Annotated in this window: 19 protein-coding genes; 9 read left to right on the top strand and 10 right to left on the bottom strand. The window is 69.4% G+C overall.

Annotated elements, in window-relative coordinates:
• Nucleotides 1-105 precede the first annotated feature (105 nt).
• From MXD57_RS06165 to MXD57_RS06155, 3 genes are all read left to right on the top strand, one after another.
• Nucleotides 106-531 (top strand): DUF4259 domain-containing protein, encoded by a 426-nt coding sequence (locus MXD57_RS06165; RefSeq protein WP_250400272.1) that lies wholly within the window; start codon nt 106-108, stop codon nt 529-531.
• 36 nt (nt 532-567) lie between these two features.
• The gene (locus tag MXD57_RS06160) at nt 568-972 is read left to right on the top strand and encodes a hypothetical protein (protein ID WP_250400271.1); all 405 of its coding nucleotides are present in this window, start codon (nt 568-570) and stop codon (nt 970-972) included.
• A 148-nt stretch (nt 973-1,120) separates the two neighbouring features.
• Entirely contained in the window at nt 1,121-1,798 is a 678-nt protein-coding gene (locus MXD57_RS06155) for a DUF4253 domain-containing protein (RefSeq protein WP_250400270.1), read from the top strand.
• A 59-nt stretch (nt 1,799-1,857) separates the two neighbouring features.
• Here the strand turns inward: MXD57_RS06155 and MXD57_RS06150 are convergent, their stop codons facing one another.
• The 6 genes from MXD57_RS06150 to MXD57_RS06125 all read right to left on the bottom strand — a co-directional run bounded on the left by MXD57_RS06150 (nt 1,858) and on the right by MXD57_RS06125 (nt 5,922).
• On the bottom strand, nt 1,858-2,256 hold the full coding sequence (locus tag MXD57_RS06150) for a DUF5958 family protein (RefSeq protein WP_250400269.1): 399 nt from the start codon (nt 2,254-2,256) through the stop codon (nt 1,858-1,860).
• Nucleotides 2,253-2,663, bottom strand: coding sequence for a Fic family protein (locus tag MXD57_RS06145; protein ID WP_250400268.1), 411 nt, complete (start codon nt 2,661-2,663; stop codon nt 2,253-2,255). Before MXD57_RS06145 ends, MXD57_RS06150 begins: the two co-directional genes overlap by 4 nt.
• Before the next feature lie 354 nt (nt 2,664-3,017).
• Nucleotides 3,018-4,211, bottom strand: a complete 1,194-nt coding sequence (locus MXD57_RS06140) for a S1 RNA-binding domain-containing protein (protein WP_250400267.1) — start codon at nt 4,209-4,211, stop codon at nt 3,018-3,020.
• On the bottom strand, nt 4,171-4,632 hold the full coding sequence (locus tag MXD57_RS06135; protein ID WP_250400266.1) for a hypothetical protein: 462 nt from the start codon (nt 4,630-4,632) through the stop codon (nt 4,171-4,173). The genes MXD57_RS06140 and MXD57_RS06135 overlap by 41 nt, the downstream gene beginning before the upstream one ends.
• Nucleotides 4,607-4,975 (bottom strand): hypothetical protein, encoded by a 369-nt coding sequence (locus MXD57_RS06130; protein WP_250400265.1) that lies wholly within the window; start codon nt 4,973-4,975, stop codon nt 4,607-4,609. The genes MXD57_RS06135 and MXD57_RS06130 overlap by 26 nt, the downstream gene beginning before the upstream one ends.
• Nucleotides 4,976-5,046: 71 nt before the next feature.
• Nucleotides 5,047-5,922, bottom strand: a complete 876-nt coding sequence (locus tag MXD57_RS06125) for a hypothetical protein (protein WP_250400264.1) — start codon at nt 5,920-5,922, stop codon at nt 5,047-5,049.
• A gap of 499 nt (nt 5,923-6,421) precedes the next feature.
• Between MXD57_RS06125 and MXD57_RS06120 the strand changes: the two genes are divergently transcribed.
• From MXD57_RS06120 to MXD57_RS06095, 6 genes are all read left to right on the top strand, one after another.
• Entirely contained in the window at nt 6,422-6,712 is a 291-nt protein-coding gene (locus MXD57_RS06120) for a hypothetical protein (RefSeq protein ID WP_250400263.1), read from the top strand.
• A 217-nt stretch (nt 6,713-6,929) separates the two neighbouring features.
• Entirely contained in the window at nt 6,930-8,270 is a 1,341-nt protein-coding gene (locus MXD57_RS06115) for an aminotransferase-like domain-containing protein (RefSeq protein ID WP_250400262.1), read from the top strand.
• Between the two features lie 52 nt (nt 8,271-8,322).
• Entirely contained in the window at nt 8,323-9,471 is a 1,149-nt protein-coding gene (dpgA, locus tag MXD57_RS06110) for a 3,5-dihydroxyphenylacetyl-CoA synthase DpgA (RefSeq protein ID WP_250400261.1), read from the top strand.
• A 23-nt stretch (nt 9,472-9,494) separates the two neighbouring features.
• Entirely contained in the window at nt 9,495-10,199 is a 705-nt protein-coding gene (gene dpgB, locus MXD57_RS06105; protein ID WP_250400260.1) for an enoyl-CoA-hydratase DpgB, read from the top strand.
• Nucleotides 10,196-11,566 (top strand): (3,5-dihydroxyphenyl)acetyl-CoA 1,2-dioxygenase DpgC, encoded by a 1,371-nt coding sequence (gene dpgC / locus MXD57_RS06100; RefSeq protein WP_250400259.1) that lies wholly within the window; start codon nt 10,196-10,198, stop codon nt 11,564-11,566. Before dpgB ends, dpgC begins: the two co-directional genes overlap by 4 nt.
• A gap of 145 nt (nt 11,567-11,711) precedes the next feature.
• Nucleotides 11,712-12,359 carry a histidine phosphatase family protein gene (locus tag MXD57_RS06095; protein WP_250400258.1) on the top strand — a complete coding sequence of 216 codons (648 nt, stop codon included), beginning with the start codon at nt 11,712-11,714 and terminating at the stop codon, nt 12,357-12,359.
• Nucleotides 12,360-12,406: 47 nt separating this feature from the next.
• Here the strand turns inward: MXD57_RS06095 and MXD57_RS06090 are convergent, their stop codons facing one another.
• From MXD57_RS06090 to MXD57_RS06075, 4 genes are all read right to left on the bottom strand, one after another.
• Entirely contained in the window at nt 12,407-13,708 is a 1,302-nt protein-coding gene (locus MXD57_RS06090; RefSeq protein WP_250400257.1) for a cysteate synthase, read from the bottom strand.
• Between the two features lie 161 nt (nt 13,709-13,869).
• Nucleotides 13,870-14,928 (bottom strand): alpha-hydroxy acid oxidase, encoded by a 1,059-nt coding sequence (locus MXD57_RS06085; protein ID WP_250400417.1) that lies wholly within the window; start codon nt 14,926-14,928, stop codon nt 13,870-13,872.
• Between the two features lie 62 nt (nt 14,929-14,990).
• On the bottom strand, nt 14,991-16,106 hold the full coding sequence (gene hppD / locus MXD57_RS06080; protein WP_250400256.1) for a 4-hydroxyphenylpyruvate dioxygenase: 1,116 nt from the start codon (nt 16,104-16,106) through the stop codon (nt 14,991-14,993).
• A 207-nt stretch (nt 16,107-16,313) separates the two neighbouring features.
• Nucleotides 16,314-17,291: alpha/beta fold hydrolase (locus MXD57_RS06075; RefSeq protein ID WP_250400255.1), on the bottom strand; the 978-nt coding region annotated here is incomplete at its 5' end.

Raw genomic sequence — 17,291 nt, 5'->3', positions numbered from 1 at the left:
AGGTGACGGCGATGCCAGTCAGCTCATCCGCATCCCCGGACTGCGCAGGTGCTGTCAGCGGCCTCTGTCAGGATGCCCTGGTCAACATCGTGATCGGGAGAGAGGATGGGTACTTGGGACGTCGGCCCCTTCGACAACGACACCGCAGCGGACTTCTGCGGCGAACTCAATGTGGCAGCCGCAGGCGAGCGCACGGACCTGATTCGCAGCATCCTCACCCGTGTGATCGATACCGCAGGCTATCTGGAAGCACCCGAGTCTGAGCAAGCCGTGGCTGGGGCTGCCCTCGTTGCCGCGCAATGCCCTGGGGGCGATCCGGCCGATCCGGTCTATAGGCCGGAAGAGCCCCTTCCTGATCTCACCGGTCTACGCGACCTCGCCCTGCACGCCCTCGACCGGGTCATGACCGAGCCCTCCGAGCTGATGGACCTATGGGCGCGATCGGACGGCGGACCCTGGCGTGCGAACGTTCGCCGCCTGCAGAACGTGCTCCTGCCCAAGCCGCCCGAAGACCAGCTCAGCCTGCACTGACCCACCGCAACCGCTACTCGAACCCGGAAGGCCGCCATGAGCTGGGACGTGATCCTCCTACGCCTGCCTGACGACGTCACCTCGGTGCAGGAGATCCCCGCCGACTACACCCCGGAGCCACTCGGCCGGCGAGACGATGTACTCGCGGTCGTCACCCAGGCCGTTCCCGATGTCGATCTCTCGGACCCCGAGTGGGGTGAACTTACCGGCCCCACATGGTCCATCGAGCTCAACATCGGCTCAGAGGACCCGGTCGACTCCGTCATGCTCCACATCCGGGGCTCCGGCGACGACGTACTGACGCCCATCCTCCGTCTTGCCGAGGCTCTGCGGTGCAAGGCGCTCGACTGCGCCGAAGGGGACCTGATCACGCCGGGCCAGACGACGGGCCGGCACGCCTTCCAGCAGTTCCGCGATCGAGTGATGGGTCCCTCACAGTGATACCTCCCGGTCACAGCGCCAGCATCCGCCCCATGCACCGCGAGACCCGATGGGGCCTTCCGCCCGGTCGGATGGCGATGAAGGCGACGGAGACATCCAGCCCCTATGGCTCAGTGACGGGCCGGCCACGGCCGAGCTGTGGACGCGGATGCATGCCGAACACACACGCTCCGGCTTGTGGCCGCTGCTGCTCGACTCGCTGGACTCGAGCGACAGCGAATTCCGCCCATGGGGATCCGGGGAGGTCTTCCCCGAGCAGATGTCCTCCCCGGCAAGCTACGACCCTGCCAGCCTCCTCGCACAATGGTGGGCGACCTACACAGCCGTCGACGAAGACGACGACATGCTCGACACCGACAGGCGCTTTGCCGTCACGGCTTCCTTCGGACAGACCTGGCCCGGCCCCGCGCCCAGCCGGGAGACGGCGACGAACCCCGATCAACTGGCCGCCGAGTTCGCGCAGGCGTTCCTCGCCGACCGCCCGCAGACACGTCTGGGGCTGGCTGCTGCAGCGTCCGGTGCGGAGGCGTTGACGGCTGTGGGCTGGGCCGGACCCTGCAACTACGACAACGACACCGCGAAGTTCTCCGCGATCCTCCGTGACTGGGAACACCGGTTCGGTGCTCGTGTCGTCGCGGTCGGGTTCTCCACGCTGCACCTCAGCGTCGCCGCGCCACCGGGGGACGAGCACGAGGCTCTCCTGGTCGCGGCCGAGCACTTCGCCTTCAGCCCGGACAACATCTGGCAGGGCAGCAGGCCGTACACGCTGGCCGCATACGCCGAGCGGATCACCAGTGCCCATCACTGGGACTTCTGGTGGGACTGATCCGGTCCGACGAAAACGCTCAACCGGGAACTGGCCTTCAGAGGTGCGGTGCTGGGTTTTCAGGCGACGGCGGACAGCCTGTGCCACCAGTGACTGCAGCCGCCAGAGCAGAAGCGCTCGCGGCGCCGCGCGTCGGCGATCGAGAGCACTGCGATCAGCAGCCTGAACGCCTTGCGGCGTTCGTCGAGAGGCGCGAGACCGGCGATCTTTCCCAGTTGCTCGTCGATCCGGCCTCGTGAGATCAGCACGGCGGGCGTATGCGTCGGGCGCAGCCCGGCACGGCGGATGCTCTCCGGTGCATCCTCAGCGACGGCGCGCGCCTGGACGCAGTGATGGCGCAGGAACAGCAGCACCGCGGACTGCTCTTCCAGGCCGAGGCCGTCGAACCATTCGATGCCGTGGGACATCGGGCGCAGCCCCTGCACGAGCTCGTTGAGCAGGACGTCGCGTTCGTTCATGCCTGCCTCCCGTGGGACCGATGCCGCTCCGCAGCGGAGATCAGGATTGCGAGCAGCTCCGCCAGATCGGCCGCACCTTCGGCGTCATTGGCGCAGCGGGTGGTCTGCAGTGGGTGCACCTGGTCGAGGAGGACGCCTTCCCGTGCCAGGACGAAGGCCAACGCCAGCATCGCCGCGCGCGCGTTGCCGTCCTCGAACGGATGGAAGAAGAGGATGTCGAGGTAGGTCCGGGCAGCGCGTGAGGGGACGGGTAGATCCGGTTGAGCGCTCTCGGTCAGACAGCGCTCGAATCGCTCCCGCGTATCGGGTGTCAGGCCATAGCGCTCCCGTCCGCCCTTCGCGAAGGCCGGCACCGCGCGGAAACTGACGATGTCGTGGCCCAGCACGATCCGCTGCCACTTTGCCATGAGGGCGAAAGTCAGCGGCTGGCCCTGCTCCGCGTCGGCGAAGGCCCGGTCGAGGGCGGTCAGGGCCCGCGCGGTTCCCTCGCTGTCACGTCCGCCTCGCGTTGCCCCGAAGTAGGCCTGATCGAAGCTCCCAGGGGACTTGCCCCGACGGGACGGCTTCCTGGGGGTTGGCCGTGCGACGCCCGGAAGATTGTGGCTCAAGGTTGGCCAGGAATCTGATGCGTTCCAGAGCCTCGTCAGGGGAGTTGTCCTGCGCCGCGTGCTGCGCGCCTCCGGCCAGATGGCGGATCTCGGTGAACGCCCTGGCCGTGAGAAGCGCGGCTACGTCCCGGTCGATCTCGGCCTCCTGGCTCCTCATGCCGATCCGTCCTTACTGTCGCCCTCAGGGCGGCTGGTGCGGGTCTGGGTATGCGACAAGGCGATGCGACGGCGTGCGATATCGACGTCGATGATCTTCACAGTGAGGGCGTTACCGACCTCGATGTCGTTCCCGGACGATTCATCCAGCTCGCTGGTGTGTACCAGCCCCCAGAAGCCGTCCTCTCGGTCTTCGATGCGGACGAAGAGGCCGAACGGGACGATCTTGGTGACCGGTCCCGTGACCACCTGCCCGATTCGCTGTGCGACCTGCGGCCACGGGTCTTCCTGCACTGCTCGGAGCGACAGCGGCACCCGCTCCCGGACCATGTCGACGTCGAGAACCTCGGCCGTGATCTTTTGGCCGACGCTCACGACGTCGGACGGCTGGTTGAAGGGACGCCAGGACAGCTCCGGAATATTGATCATCGCGGTGAAGCCGCCGATGTCCACGAAGGTGACGCCGAAGCTGGCGATGGTCGTCACCGTGCCGGTGACGACCTGGCCGCGCCGCAGGGTCTTCAGGAAGGCCCAGTCCCGGTCGCTGGGCGTTGGTTCGGTCTGCCAGCGTGCGCGGAGAACGCCGTCCCTGTCGGGCAGTACAGCGGTGAACAGCGGGAGACCTTCACCGGCATACATGGATATGACGCCGGCAGCACGCGCGCTGGCCAGATGGGAGATCACTGCCTCGAACCGGGTCTCGTCCACGACCGTGCTGGCGATCTGCTCGTCCTGGTTCTCCCAGATGATCTCCACCAAGCCTTCGTCGGGTAGAGCGGCAATGGCCACGTCGACGTCGGTGAGCAGGTCCGGCCAGACCGCCAGTTGGGCGCGAGGGGCCAGTTGGGAGCGCACTGCCTCGATGTTATCGCGAGTGAGGCGGTGCCAGCGGGAGGCGTTCGCGGCGTGGGTCTCCTCCAGGAACGTGGCGCGGTGGGCGCTGACCGTCCAGTGCAGACGGGCCCAGAAGTCGGCGTCGGCCGGGCGCTGTACGTGCTCTGGGTCATCGGGGGCGAAGTCGTACGGCGATGCGTGCAGGCGTTCCGGGAAGAGTCCGAGCGAGCGGGTGCGAGCCAGCGCCGCTTCGCAGGGGCGGCTGCTACCGATATAGAGGTACTGGTCCCAGCCGACGTGCACGGTGAATGCTCCCTCAGCCTCCAGACGGCACCAGGCGCCGTTGTCGCGGAGCATGGCCCGGACGATCCAGCCCGGTGGCCATCGGTACCAGGGCACCGTCGTGGAACCCGGTGGGGCCGGCTGGGAAGAGGTCGGCCAGGCCGTAGCCGTCGACCGGTGGCTCCAAGCCGAAGTGGGCGAAACCGCCGATCTGCGGCTCGCGGATGGTCAACTGGTCGACACCGGCTTCTTCGGCGAAGGCGGCGACGGCCTGCAGGTATGCGGTTTCGACCGATTCGTGGTCACTGGTCGCAGGCTCGACGCCGACGTAGTGGCCGTGCTGATCGCGGTCGGCAGGGTCGTACTTGGTGACCTGATAGACGTATGGCAGCACGTCACTGCCCGCCGGAGGTCGAAGGCGCTGCGGCTGGGGCCTGGTGGCGTTCAAGGACGCGGTACATCGTGCCGGGTCAGACGTCGAGGCGGTGAAGGACATGCGTGAACTCGTCGGACTCGATCAGACCGGTGAGTACCTGGGTCATGTTGCTGATGCCGGGATCGCGGACGATCAGACCGTCCGAGCACCAGAAGTAGCGGCCTCCCAGGGCTTCCCCGCTTTCGGCCCATCTCGCCATGATGGCCTCGACTTGTCCGAGGGTGATGATGGTCGCGCTCCAGCGGGATCCGTCCTTCAGGTCCACCAGGTCCACGAAGACGTCGATATTGTCCACGGATTCCAGATCCTCGCCGGAGTTCGGCAGGAAAGCGGCTTCGAAGTGCTCAGTGCGAACCCGGTACCAGGGCCCGTCCCAGCAGCCCGGCTGTGTGCTGTGGCTCATCGGGCGAGTGTGCCGGGCTGAACTGTCCGGCTCAACTGGGTTCTCCGGGCACCCTTCACGGCGGGGGTGGTTCACAGGTCAGGGTCGTACGGCGGGATGGTCCAGCGCAGTACTGTTTCGCCTGCGCGCGCTTCGAGGGTGGCGGGGTAGGCCTGTCCGTGGGCCCGTTCTCCGTGGTGGCGTATGGAGTGGTCCCCGGGATCCCAGCCGAGACCGAGAATCGGGCATCCGTCGAGGTCGATGGCACCCGCCAGCAGCGGGTGGCTCCAGCTGGTTCGGTTGAATCGGTGGAAGTCGGTGTGGGCGTCGACGGAGACCATCAGCCCGTTGCCGGGGCCATCTCGGGTCCAGGTTCGGAGCTGTTCGGCGACCGCTTCGGCCTCGACCAGGGGGAGGTCGAGCCACCCGCGCGGCCCGTGTCCGCTGGGGTGCTGCGGGATGCGGTCACCGCCGAACTGCGCATGGACGGCTTCTTCGTACTTGCCCCAGTAGGTAACGTCCGCCAGGCCGTCGGTGGACTGTCCGTCCAGGCCGGTGAAGCCGTCCAGCGCCTGAGCGTCGCCGAGGACCATGCCACACCGGTCGACCGGCAGGTCGCCGAGCTGCAGGGGTTCGCCGTCATCGGAGCCGGCCCAGGGCCGGCCGAGGTCGACCTCCAGGACGGCGATCGTCGGTTCCCCGTCGAAGGGCGAGGTCGATGTCTGGGCCCGAACCTGCAGGGGCCGGTCCGCGGCGGCTGCTACAGCGATCGCCTCGCACATCCAACCAGACGGCTCACTGTCCTCGGGGCCGTGCAAGTGCCCGCCGCCGGTGGCTATTACGATCCGGGCTCGCTCGGACAGCGGTCGGCCCACGTGCGGCCAGTGGTCGATCCAGCCCGCCATCCCCAGCACGAGCATCCCGGAGGGCGCGGTGACGGTGCCAAGGTCGACATCGGTCTCAGTCATCTGCAGATTGAACAGGCACGGGACTGAAGGGATCAAGGTGCGGTCGCGTCCCCGGTCCGCGTGGAGTGGTCCTGCGGGGTGCGCTGCTGCGGCAGGAGCGGGCCGAGGTGCAGGTGGCGGTCCCTGCGGCGGGGCAAGAGTGGCTGCCCCCGGCAGCGGGGAACGATCTTCGGGTAGCTGGGAAGCGATCTACAACCGCTTCTGTCCCGCCTGGTCAGAGGCACTGGTGAACACCCCACACGTGGGGACGTTCACGAGATCGTCCCGAAGCGCTCACGAATACCGGTCGAGTCCTGTGACTCACCGGTATTTCGTCGTTCCCGGGGCCTTCAGGCCTCGTGATCGGCTCGGTGAGGGGGTGGGGCGTTGGCGGTCCGAGTGCTGCGCCTCTCATCTGCGGAAACAGGGCATGCCTGCGCGGCGACTGGTAGCCGTGGCGCAGGCATGTGGGGTTCTTCAGCCGGGTGAGCCGGCCCAGTGTGACCTGTGCTTCCCGGACGTGGGCGTGCCCCTCGGTTATGGGCAGACCGGCCGGCCGCAGATGCTGGTGCTCGTCTCGGGCTACTCGCGGGTGATCACGGCGAGGATGCCGCCGTCGAAGACCACTGGGGACCTGATCGACGGGCACCGGCGGCTGCTGGGCCGCCAGAGCCTCACCGAGGCTGACCACGCACGTATCCGTCCGGCCGTTGTTCACCGCCGTTGTTCACCGCTGGAAGACCGCGTCGAGTCTTCCTTGATGCCCATGACGCGGCTCGTGGTGCGAAGCGGAATCCGGGGAGCGCAGTGACCCCAAGCGCCAGACGCAATAGCGGAGTTGGCGACGGACCGCGGGAGCCGTCCGGGGGAGCCGGACCGGTCGGACGGGATCGGCGCGGCCGATGCCGCATCATGATCAGACGGACCTATGCCCCCGGATGACCTGCTGGTAGCCTGCCAAAAAATCTTGTTCCTACGAGATCGTGGGCGGGCGGCAGAGCGATGGCCTGCCTGCGGGAGGTGCCTGCGTGGCAGCCAACCATCTGTTAAAGGAGGAGCTGCACGTCAGCGTCTCCGATCCGGTGCTCGACACGATGAACTTCCTCAACGGGATCACGCACCGTTACCCGGAAGCGGTCTCGTTCGCCCCCGGCCGCCCGTACGACGGCTTCTTCGACACGGAAGAGATCTTCGGGCACATCCGTCGCTACCTGGACCACCTCGCGGAGACCGGGTACTCGCCCGGCGAAATACGCGATGCCGTCTTCCAGTACGGTCCGACCCACGGCCAGATCCGGGAACTGATCGCCGACTCGCTCCGCAAGGACGAGGACATCCACGTGCCGCCCGAGGCCATCGTCGTCACCGCCGGCTGCCAGGAAGCCATGCTCCTGACACTGCGCGCACTCATGGCGAGCCGGGACGACGTGCTCCTGGTGGCGAGCCCCTGCTACGTGGGCATTACCGGCGCCGCACGCCTGCTCGACATCGCCCTCACTTCCGTGGAGGAGCGGGCCGACGGCCTGCACTGCGACGACGTGGAGGCCGCCGTCCGGGCCGAGCGGGCCAGAGGCCGCCGCCCACGGGCGCTCTACGTGGTCCCCGACCATTCGAATCCGTCCGGTGTCACCCTCTCCATGAAAGCACGCGAAGGGCTTCTCGAACTCGCCGCCCGAGAGGACTTCCTCCTGCTGGAGGACAGCCCGTACCGGATGGTCAGCCCCGGCCGCCAGGTCCCCACCCTCAAGTCCCTCGACCGTGACCGCCGCGTCGTCCACCTCGGCTCTTACTCCAAGACGCTCTTCCCGGGCGCACGGGTGGGCTTCGCCGTCGCGGACCAGGTCGTCGTCGATCCGGACGGCACCACCGGTCTGCTGGTGGACGAGATCACCAAGATCAAGAGCATGGTGTCGGTGAACACGTCCGCCCTCGGCCAGGCCGCCGTGGGCGGCATGCTGTTGGCGGCCGACGGCCGTACAGCCGACATCAACGTCGAGACCTCCCGCTACTACGGTGACGCGATGCAAGCCATCCTCCGGGACCTGGACGAGGCCCTCCCCGATGAGGAGCGCACGGCACTCGGCGTGCGCTGGAACCGGCCCACCGGCGGGTTCTTCCTGACCCTGGAGGTCCCGTTCCGCGTGGACAACGCCGCGCTGGAACGTTCGGCGGAGGAGTACGGCGTCATCTGGACACCCATGTCCTACTTCTACCCCCAGGGCGGCGGAGCCAACAGCATCCGCCTGTCCATCAGCTACCTGACCCAGTCTCAGATCACCGACGGGGTCGGGCGCCTGGCACGTTTCATCAGGGACGAGACCGCTGCCCACGATCCGTCACAGCCCACAAGGAAACCGATACGTTGCTGAACGCACACGCACCGAAACGCAGCAAACCGCGTATGTGGGGGTGGACCTTCCGATGACCACCACCATGAACCCCCAGTACGCCGAACTCCGCGAACCGCCGATACCCTCATCCGGCCCGGCACTGACCGCCCCGCGCATCAAGGGCGTCGCGACGGCCGTGACAGGGACGTCGTACACCCAGCAGGAAGTCCTCGACCTGTTCGAGATAACGGACCCCAAGGTGCGGTCCGTCTTCCTCAACAGCGCCATCGAAAGACGCTTCCTCACCCTGCCGCCGCGCGACCCGCGCGGCGCCCTCCGTAGCGAGGCCCAGGGCGAGCTCCTCGACAAGCACAAGCGGCTCGCTCTCGACATGGGCGCCAGGGCGATCCGCACGTGCCTCGCCGACACGGGCATCGACCCGCACGACATCGACTACCTGTGCGTGACGACGACCACGGGCTTCCTGACTCCCGGCCTGAGCGCCCTGCTGATCCGCTCCCTGGGGTTACGGCCGCAGACGAGCCGGGTGGACATCGTGGGCATGGGCTGCAACGCGGGCCTCAATGCCCTTCAGACGGCCGCTGGTTGGGCCACTGCGCACCCCGGCCGGGTGGCCGTCATGCTGTGCGTGGAGGCCTGTTCCGCCGCCTACGTGATCGACGACACGATGCGGACCGCCGTCGTCAACAGCCTCTTCGGGGACGGCGCCGCCGCCGTCGCCCTGGTCGCCGATCCGTCGCAGCCCCCGCCAGCCGTCGGCCCACCCCGCGGGCAGCACGGGCCGCGGATCCTGGGCTTCTCCAGCCACCTCATCACCGATGCGATCGACGCCATGCGATACGACTGGAGCGACGCACAGGGCAAGTTCAGCTTCTACCTCGACCCGCAGGTGCCCTACGTCGTGGGTGCGCACGCGGAGCAGGTCGTCGACCGTCTGCTGGCCCCCGCCGGCCTGCGCCGCTCCGAAATCAGCCACTGGCTGGTGCACTCGGGCGGCAAGAAGGTCATCGACGCGGTCCGGATCAACCTCGGTCTCACACGCCACGACGTGCGGCACACGACCGGGGTCCTGCGCGACTACGGCAATCTCTCCAGCGGCTCGTTCCTGTTCTCCTACGAGCGGCTGCTCAGGGAAGGCGTGGTCGCACCCGGCGAGTACGGGGTCCTGATGACGATGGGCCCGGGCTCCACCATCGAAACGGCACTCGTTCAGTGGTGAATGAGGAGCAGGTGAAGGAAACCATGACCGAAACAGGCACGAACTCCGCGGCCGCCTACGACGCCGCCACCGCGACCCTGACCGTCGACGGCCGTCTGCCCCTGTCCGCCGGCGCCGTCGCCGCCGTCAACGCGGCCTGCGACGGCGCCGAGGACGGACGCACCGCCCCCCACCTGACTCTCCGCCTCTCGGGCGCCCCCGCAGTGCCGCAGGCCGACTGGGTGACGGTCTCCCTGGTGAGCAAGTGGGAGCGGGTGCTGCGCCGGCTCGAACGCCTGCCGGTGCCGACCTTCGCGACGGCCGAGGGCCCGTGCGGCGGTCTCGCCCTCGACCTCCTGCTGTGTGCGGACCGCCGCATCGCCGACGGTGCCGCGAGCCTGGTGCTGCCGATCGAGAACGGGGCGACCTGGCCGGGCATGACGCTGTACCGGCTCGGCAGGTTTCACGCCGGTGCCGCAGCGGTCCGCCGGGCCGTCCTCTTCGGCACTGTGATCGGTGCGCAGGAGGCCGTGGCCCTGCAACTGGTTGACGTCCTCGCGGACGACGTCGAGGCGACACTGGCAGCCGCCGTCGCGTCGGCCTCCTCCGTGCGGGGATCCGAGCTGGCCATCCGACGCCAGTTGCTCTTCGATGCCGCGACGACCACCTTCGAAGAGGCACTCGGAGCCCATCTCGCCGCCTGCGACCGGGCGTTGCTGCAGACGGCCGCCCCCGAGGCGGCCGCATGACCGTCGACCACGACCTGGCCCGCCCGCCCGCCGGAGCCTCGTCCTTGCCTGCCGTGCCTGCCGATCCGGAAGCGGCCCGGCTCGCGCTGGCACGCGCGGCCGAAGCCACCTCAGCCCTGCTCACCCGCCTCGGCGAGCCGGCAGACCGGTCGCCGCAGCAGCGCGCCGAGGCCACCGCGGCGGTCGACGCCACCAGGGGCCTGCGCGCGGCGTTCATGGACGCTCACGTGGAGACGGTCTATGCCGAGCTCACGGATCACCGGTCCCGTCACCTGCGTCTCGCCGAGCTGGTCCGGGAGGCCGCGGTGCGCTTCCCCGGACTCGTGCCGACCGCGGAGCAGCTGGCCGCCGAGCGCACCCGCGCCCAGTCACACAAAGAGGGCCACGAGATCGACCAGGGAATCTTCTTCAGCCGTGTGCTGCGCTCGGCGACAGCCGGGGCGCACCTTCTCGACGCGATGCTGAAGCCCACCCCGGCCGCCCTCGCGCTGCTGCCGGAGTTCACCCGCACCGGCACCGTCCGGTTGCGGTCCGTGACGGTAGAACGCCACGATGCGATCACCCATCTGACCATGTGCCGCGAGGACTCCCTGAACGCGGAGGACAACCAGCAGGTCGACGACATGGAGACGGCGGTCGACCTCGTCCTCCTGGACCCGGCCACCGAGGTCGGCGTGGTGCGCGGCGGCATCATGTCGCACCCCCGCTACCGCGGTCGACGGGTCTTCAGCGCCGGCATCAATCTCAAGGCCCTGCACGGCGGCGGCATCTCGCTCGTGGACTTCCTGCTGCGACGCGAGCTGGGCTACCTGCACAAGCTGATCAGGGGCGTAAGGCCCGAAGGGCCCGCGGACTGGCGGCGGTCCACCGTCGACAAGCCGTGGGTCGCCGTCGTGGACGGTTTCGCCATCGGCGGCGGCGCCCAGCTGCTCCTGCTCTTCGACCACGTCATCGCCGCCTCGGACGCCTACGTGAGCCTGCCCGCCGCGCAGGAGGGCATCATCCCGGGCGTCGCCAACTTCCGGCTGACCCGTTCGGTCGGGCCCCGGCTGGCCCGGCAGGTCATCCTGGAGGGGCGGCGCGTCCACGCGAGCGAGCCCGCGGCCCGGCTGCTCGTCGACGAGGTGCACGAGCCGGACACGCTGGACGCGGCCGTGGCCCGCAGCACGGAGCGGCTTCGCGGCACTGCCGTCCTCGCGAACCGGCGCATGCTCAACCTGGCTGAGGAACCGGTCGACCAGTTTCGTTCCTACATGGCGGAGTTCTCGCTCCAGCAGGCCCTGCGGCTGTACGACGCGGACGTGCTCGACAAGGTCGGCCGCTTCTCGGCGGCTTCGCTCGGAAAGACCGCCCCGGCCCGGGGCTGACGCATCCGCCCGGCGCGGACGGCCCCCTGTCCGGGAGTCGTCCGCGCCGGCGGTCGCCGTGCCGCCACCGCAGGCCGAGCCGTGGCCGGGTTCCCGCCGTCACCGGCCCTCGCGGCGGGCCCCATGTACCAGAGATGAGGAAACCATGGTCGCCGCAAGCTCGCGGGGCCGCAGGATCGTGCTGTGGCGTCACGGCGAGACCGCCTGGAACCGGGAACGGCGTTTCCAGGGGAGCACCGACATCGAATTGAACGCCGAGGGCGTGGCGCAGGCACGGCGCGCCGCCCGGGTGCTGGCGGTTCTCGCCCCGGATGCCGTCATCACCTCGGACCTGAAGCGGGCCGCCGCCACCGCGCGCCGCCTGACCGCCCTGACACACCGCGCGGCCACCCCCGAGGAGGGGCTCCGCGAGGCGTACACCGGCCGGTGGCAGGGGCTCACCCACGACGAGATCGTGGCCGGGTACGGAGAGGAGTACGCGGCCTGGAGAAGGGGCGAGCCCGTGCGGCGCGGGGGAGGGGAGCTGGACACCGAGGTGGCCGAGCGGGCGACTGCCGTCGTGGAGCGCCACGCCGAGCGGCTCCCGGACGGCGGGACGCTGGTCGTCGTGAGCCACGGCGGCACCATCCGGGCGACCGCCGGCCGTGTCCTCGGCATGGACCCGACGGACTGGATGTCGCTGGCCGGCCTGTCGAACTGCCGCTGGCACGTGCTGAGCGAGGAGCCGTCCGGGTGGCGGCTGTCGGTGCGCAACGCCGGTGCGCCGCAGGAGACGGAGCTCGGAGAGGGCTGACGGCGGGGCCCCGTGCCCGGACGACGCCTCGCGTCCGTGCGCGCGGCCTACCGGGCCCGGTCGGGGAACAGCCCGGCGATCCGCGCCACGAGGCCTTCCACCGTGCCGTCCTGCAAGTCGGCCACCAGGGCCGGCTCCGCCTCGTAGAGGGAATGGTCCTGGGCGAGCCGTGCCCGGCCCCCGCCCGTGATGTTCAGCAGGACGTGCTCCTCCTCGGGGATCCGGCCGTCGAGGACCGCCTTGCGGAGCCCGGCGAGCGCCACCGCCGAGGCCGGCTCGATGTCGACGGACTCGGCCTTCCCGAAGACGTCCCTCTCGTACTCCGCCGCGTCCTGCTCGACGGTCAGCACATCGCCGGAGCTCTCGGTGAGCACGTCGTAGACGCCGCAGTGCACCGCGTACGGCGGGAAGCGGTTGGTCAGCTCGTCCGCGAAGACGGTTCTCGTCGCGGCCCGCGCATCGGCGGCGCCGCACGGGGCGAGCTGTCGCGTCCCCGACCTCCAGGAGTCGGCGAGCGGAGCGAACGACGCGTTCTGGCAGAGCAGGAGCTGCGGCAGGTCCGTACCGTAGCGTCCCGTGCCGAGGAGTCTGGTCGCCGCCTCGTGGACGGCGATGGCGCCGGCTCCGCTCCCGACGGCCTGGACGTAGACGCCGGGCATCCTGCCCATCGCTTCCACGCCCGCGTACAGGACTGTCGCGAGTCCGTCACGCCGGCCGATGTTGCGTACTCCGCCCTCGGCCTGGAAGCCGGGGAGCGCGGCCACCGAGTCGGCGAGGGCGATCGCGTCGGAGTAGTCGGCGCCGTCCAGCACCACGAGCTTCACCGCCGGGTCCAGCGGTGCCCGGAACCTCATCCTGGTGAGGCCCCGTCGGGGCACGACCAGGAGGCACGGCCGCCGGTGGCGTGAGCCGATCGAGGCGAAGGCCGCAGCGGTGTTGCCGGCGGAGGCCACGACGAGCACCGGCGGGTCCGCCGGCAGACGCCCCAGGACCGCGTACGCCTCCAGCTCCTTGAACGTCGCCGTTTCGAGGAACGCCCCGCGCTCCGGCCAGTACCCGTTGAAGGCGATCCAGAGGTTCGGCAGTCCGAACTGGGCGGAGAGTTCCTCGCTCCGGAACACGGCCGTGCGGGCCGCCGTCGGGAACGTCCTGGTGACCGGGAGCCAGTCCCGGTAGCGGAACAGCCCCTCGGCGTCGGGCCGCGGCGCGAACTCCTTCACCGCGTAGTCGGACCGGAGCAGTACCGGCCCGTGATCGCGGCTGCACGACAGTGTCATGCCGTCGTCCTCACCGCGCTGTCCGCACAGCGGACAGAACACCGTGTAGTGGCGGCTCACCCTTTTCTCCATTCCCGTGTTTCCTTTCTGAGGGTCAGCACCGGCATGTCATCCGCAGGCGCATCGGTCACGTGATCCTTCGTCCGCGCCGCGGCGTTCGCCGGGCTCGCCCGGCGGCCGGCAGGCGGGCGGCACGTGCCGGCCGCCGGCACCTGTCCGCCGGGGCGGCCGGGCTAGCCGGTACTTGTCACGGTCCGGACCTCCCGGGCGGCCCTCACCCCGTCGCACCCCGCGAGACCGAGGGCGTCACGCAGTTCCTCCACCAGCAGGTCCAGGACGCGGCCGACGCCCCGCTCTCCCGACGCGGCGAGCCCCCACAGCACCGGGCGCCCCACGAGCACGCCATCGGCTCCCAGCGCGAGGGCGCGCAGGACGTCCGTTCCGCTGCGGATTCCGCTGTCCAGCAACACCCGGCAGGCGCCGCCGACCTCCGTGACGACCTCCGCGAGCGCGTCGGCGGCGGCGATCGCGCCGTCCAGTTGCCGGCCGCCGTGGTTGGACACGACGATGCCGTCCGCGCCGACATCGACGGCGCGTCTCGCATCCTGCGGGTCGAGCACCCCTTTGAGGATGATCGGCAGCGTCGTGCGGCGCCGTAGTTCCTCGATGTCCGCCCACGTCAGTGAGGGGGTGAAGGCTGATCCGGTGTGGGAGGCCACCGCCGATCCGGACGCCGGCGCCCGATGGGCCCCGGAGCCCGATCCCCATGCCAGGTTGGCCGCCTCCACCCCGGAGGGCAGGGTGAACCGGTTGCGGACGTCCCGTAGCCGACGCCCCATCCAGGGCACGTCGACGGTCGGCATCAGCGCCGCGCACCCCGCGGCCTCCGCGCGTTCGACCAGCTCGAAGGTCTTCTTCCGGTCGCGCAGCCAGTACAACTGGAACCAGACGGTACCGCCGATGCCGGTGATCGCCTCGATCGTGCAGCTGCTCAGGGTGCTGGCGGTGAAGGGCACCCCCGCGGCCTTGGCCGCCCGCGCGCCTGCCAGCTCTCCTTCCGGGTGGACGAGCTTGTGGTACGCGAGGGGTGCGACGGCCACCGGCATGGCATGCGGTACGCCGAACAGCGTCGTCCGCGGGTCGCAGTGCGCCAGGTCCTTGAGGACGCGCGGCACGAGGGCGATCCGCCGCAGTGCCGCACGGTTGGCGGCCAGCGTGACCTCGCCGCCGCTGCCGCCGGAGACGAAGTCCCACACGTCCGCGGGCATCGCCTCCCGCGCTGCCTGCTCCATGTCCTCCAGGCAGTGCACGTCCCGGTCGACGTCCCACGGCCCGGTGGCCGGCACGGTGTGGGTCACCGCGAGTCGCCCTGATTGGCGAGGCGCTCCATCTCCACCGCCTCGTACAGGGCCTTGATGTTGGAGCTGCCGAAGGTCTCCGCTCCACACCGCTCGATCACCTCGAAGAAGAGGGTGCGCCTGGGGTGGGTCGAGCGCGCGAATATCTGGAACAACTGTCCGGCGTGGTCCTCGTCGACGAGGACGTTCAGCTCGTGCAGACTCTCCAGGGAGTGCTTGCTCAGGGAGATGCGCTGCTTGAGGAGGCTGTAGTAGGCGTCCGGGGTGGTGAGGAACTCCACTCCGCGGGCGGCCAGCGCCCCGACGGACCGCACCACGTCGTCGGCGGCGAATGCCACGTGCTGCACACCGGACCCGACGTGGTTCTTGAGGAACTCGTCGATCTGACCGGGGTCCGCCGCAGGGTCGGGCTGGAGGATCGTGAAGGTCACCTCGCCCGACCTGCTCTGCACCACCTTGGACAGCATCGCCTGCGTGCCGACGACGATCCGTTCCGCGAAGATCTCGTCGAACCCGAACACCTTCCGGTACAGCTCCACCATCGCGTCCAGCTCGCCGACGTTCGCACACACCGCGAAGTGGTCGATCTTCAGGAGACGCAGCCCGTCCGCGGCCGCGGCTTCCGCCGGCTCCTGCGCGCCGGGAAGCCGACGGAACCCGGCGGGCAGTCCGGCTCCCTCGTCCGAACGCCGCTGCACCAGGGTGTGCATGACATCGCCGAACCCGGAGACCGTCGCACTGACCGCGACATCGTCTCCCGCGTGCTCAACGGGTCCGGCCAGCGCTTGCGCACCGTTGTCGACAGCCTGGTGGAACGCCCGGCGTACATCCCCCGTGCGCAGCGCGATGTTGGCGATGCCGTCACCGTGGGCGAGTACGTAGTCGGAGGCGGGATGCCGTTCCGCCGTCGCCTCCGTCAGGACGAGCCTCATCGCGCCCTGGCTCATCACCGCGGCCCGGAAACCCTGCTCCGGGGAACCGCCGGCTGCGACCTCCACGAACCCGTAGGAGTCACGCCACAGCGAGAGCTGCTCGTCCATGTCGCGGACGTACATCTCCACGTAGTCCAGCTCGAAGTCATCGATGACTGTGTTGGCCTGGGAAGACGTCATGGAAACTCCAGTTCTCTTGCGTGACGGGAAAGCATTGGAGAGAAGAAGAAAGGACAAAAGCACTCCTGAAGTCAGGTGTGCGCCCGCATGCGTACGGCAGCGGCAACGGCAACGGGATGGTGCTGGGCGCGGAACACGCCCGGCTGGGGAACGCCGCACGGGGGGACAGGGCGCGGCGCGCGTCCGCGCCCTGTCCCCTGCGGCAGGTCAGAGGTTGTCGGCCGACCCGCCGGGCTTCAACCGGTCCCGGAGCACACGGCCGATGTGCTCGAGCGGTTCGGGCTGCATCATGCCGACGTGATCACATTCAATCACGTGTTCGACAACTCCGTTTGTGACATGGGGAGTCCACGCGTCGCGCCCGGTGATCGGCATCGGGTTGTCGATGCCCGCACGGAAGAAGAGGAGGCCTCCTTCCACCACACCCGGGGTCAGGGACCGGGCGAGCCTGCGGTTGTTCTCGATCACGTCGACCAGACCCGCTGCCCGGTCGACGTCGACGTCGAGGCTCCGTGCCACCTCGCCCAACTGGTCGGCCGCGTAGGCGTTGAGCAGATGGGAGACCTCCTCGGCGTCGTCGCCCACGGCAGCGTCGTCGGAAAGGGGGAGACCGGCGGCCTCGGCGAGAGCCCTGATGAGGCCCTGCCGGTCGTCCTCCACGTCGGACGCCTGAGACGACGGCGGATAGGCGTCGACGACCGCGAGGAGGCCGACCTCCTGCTGCTGCCTCTGGAGCTCTTCGGCCACTGCGTGCGCGAGGAGTCCTCCGAAGGACCATCCCAGCAAGCGGTACGGCCCTGCAGGCTGGACGGAGCGGATGGCCTGCACGTACTCGGCGGCCATCTCCTTTACCGTGGCCGCGGGTTCCCCGCCGCCCGCCCCCCGGGACTGCAGGCCGTAGATCGGCAGATCTGCCGGCAACTCCTTGATCAGGCCTGCATAGCACCAGCTCAGACCCGCCACGGGGTGCACGCAGAAGAGGGGGTTGTCCGAGCCCTGCCGACGCAGCGGGAGGACGACGTCGAGCGGGTCCGAGGCATCGCCGTCGTCGAGGTGCTGCACCAGCCGGGCGACGGTGGGGGCTTCGAACAGGGATCGGATGCTGATCTCGGTGTCGAGGACGGTTCGGATCCGGCTCATCAGTCGGGTGGCCAGTAGTGAGTGTCCGCCGAGGTCGAAGAAGCT

Source organism: Streptomyces cellostaticus (genome assembly GCF_023630175.1).
Lineage (GTDB): Bacteria > Actinomycetota > Actinomycetes > Streptomycetales > Streptomycetaceae > Streptomyces > Streptomyces cellostaticus_A.
This window is presented reverse-complemented; position numbering and strand designations above follow the sequence as displayed.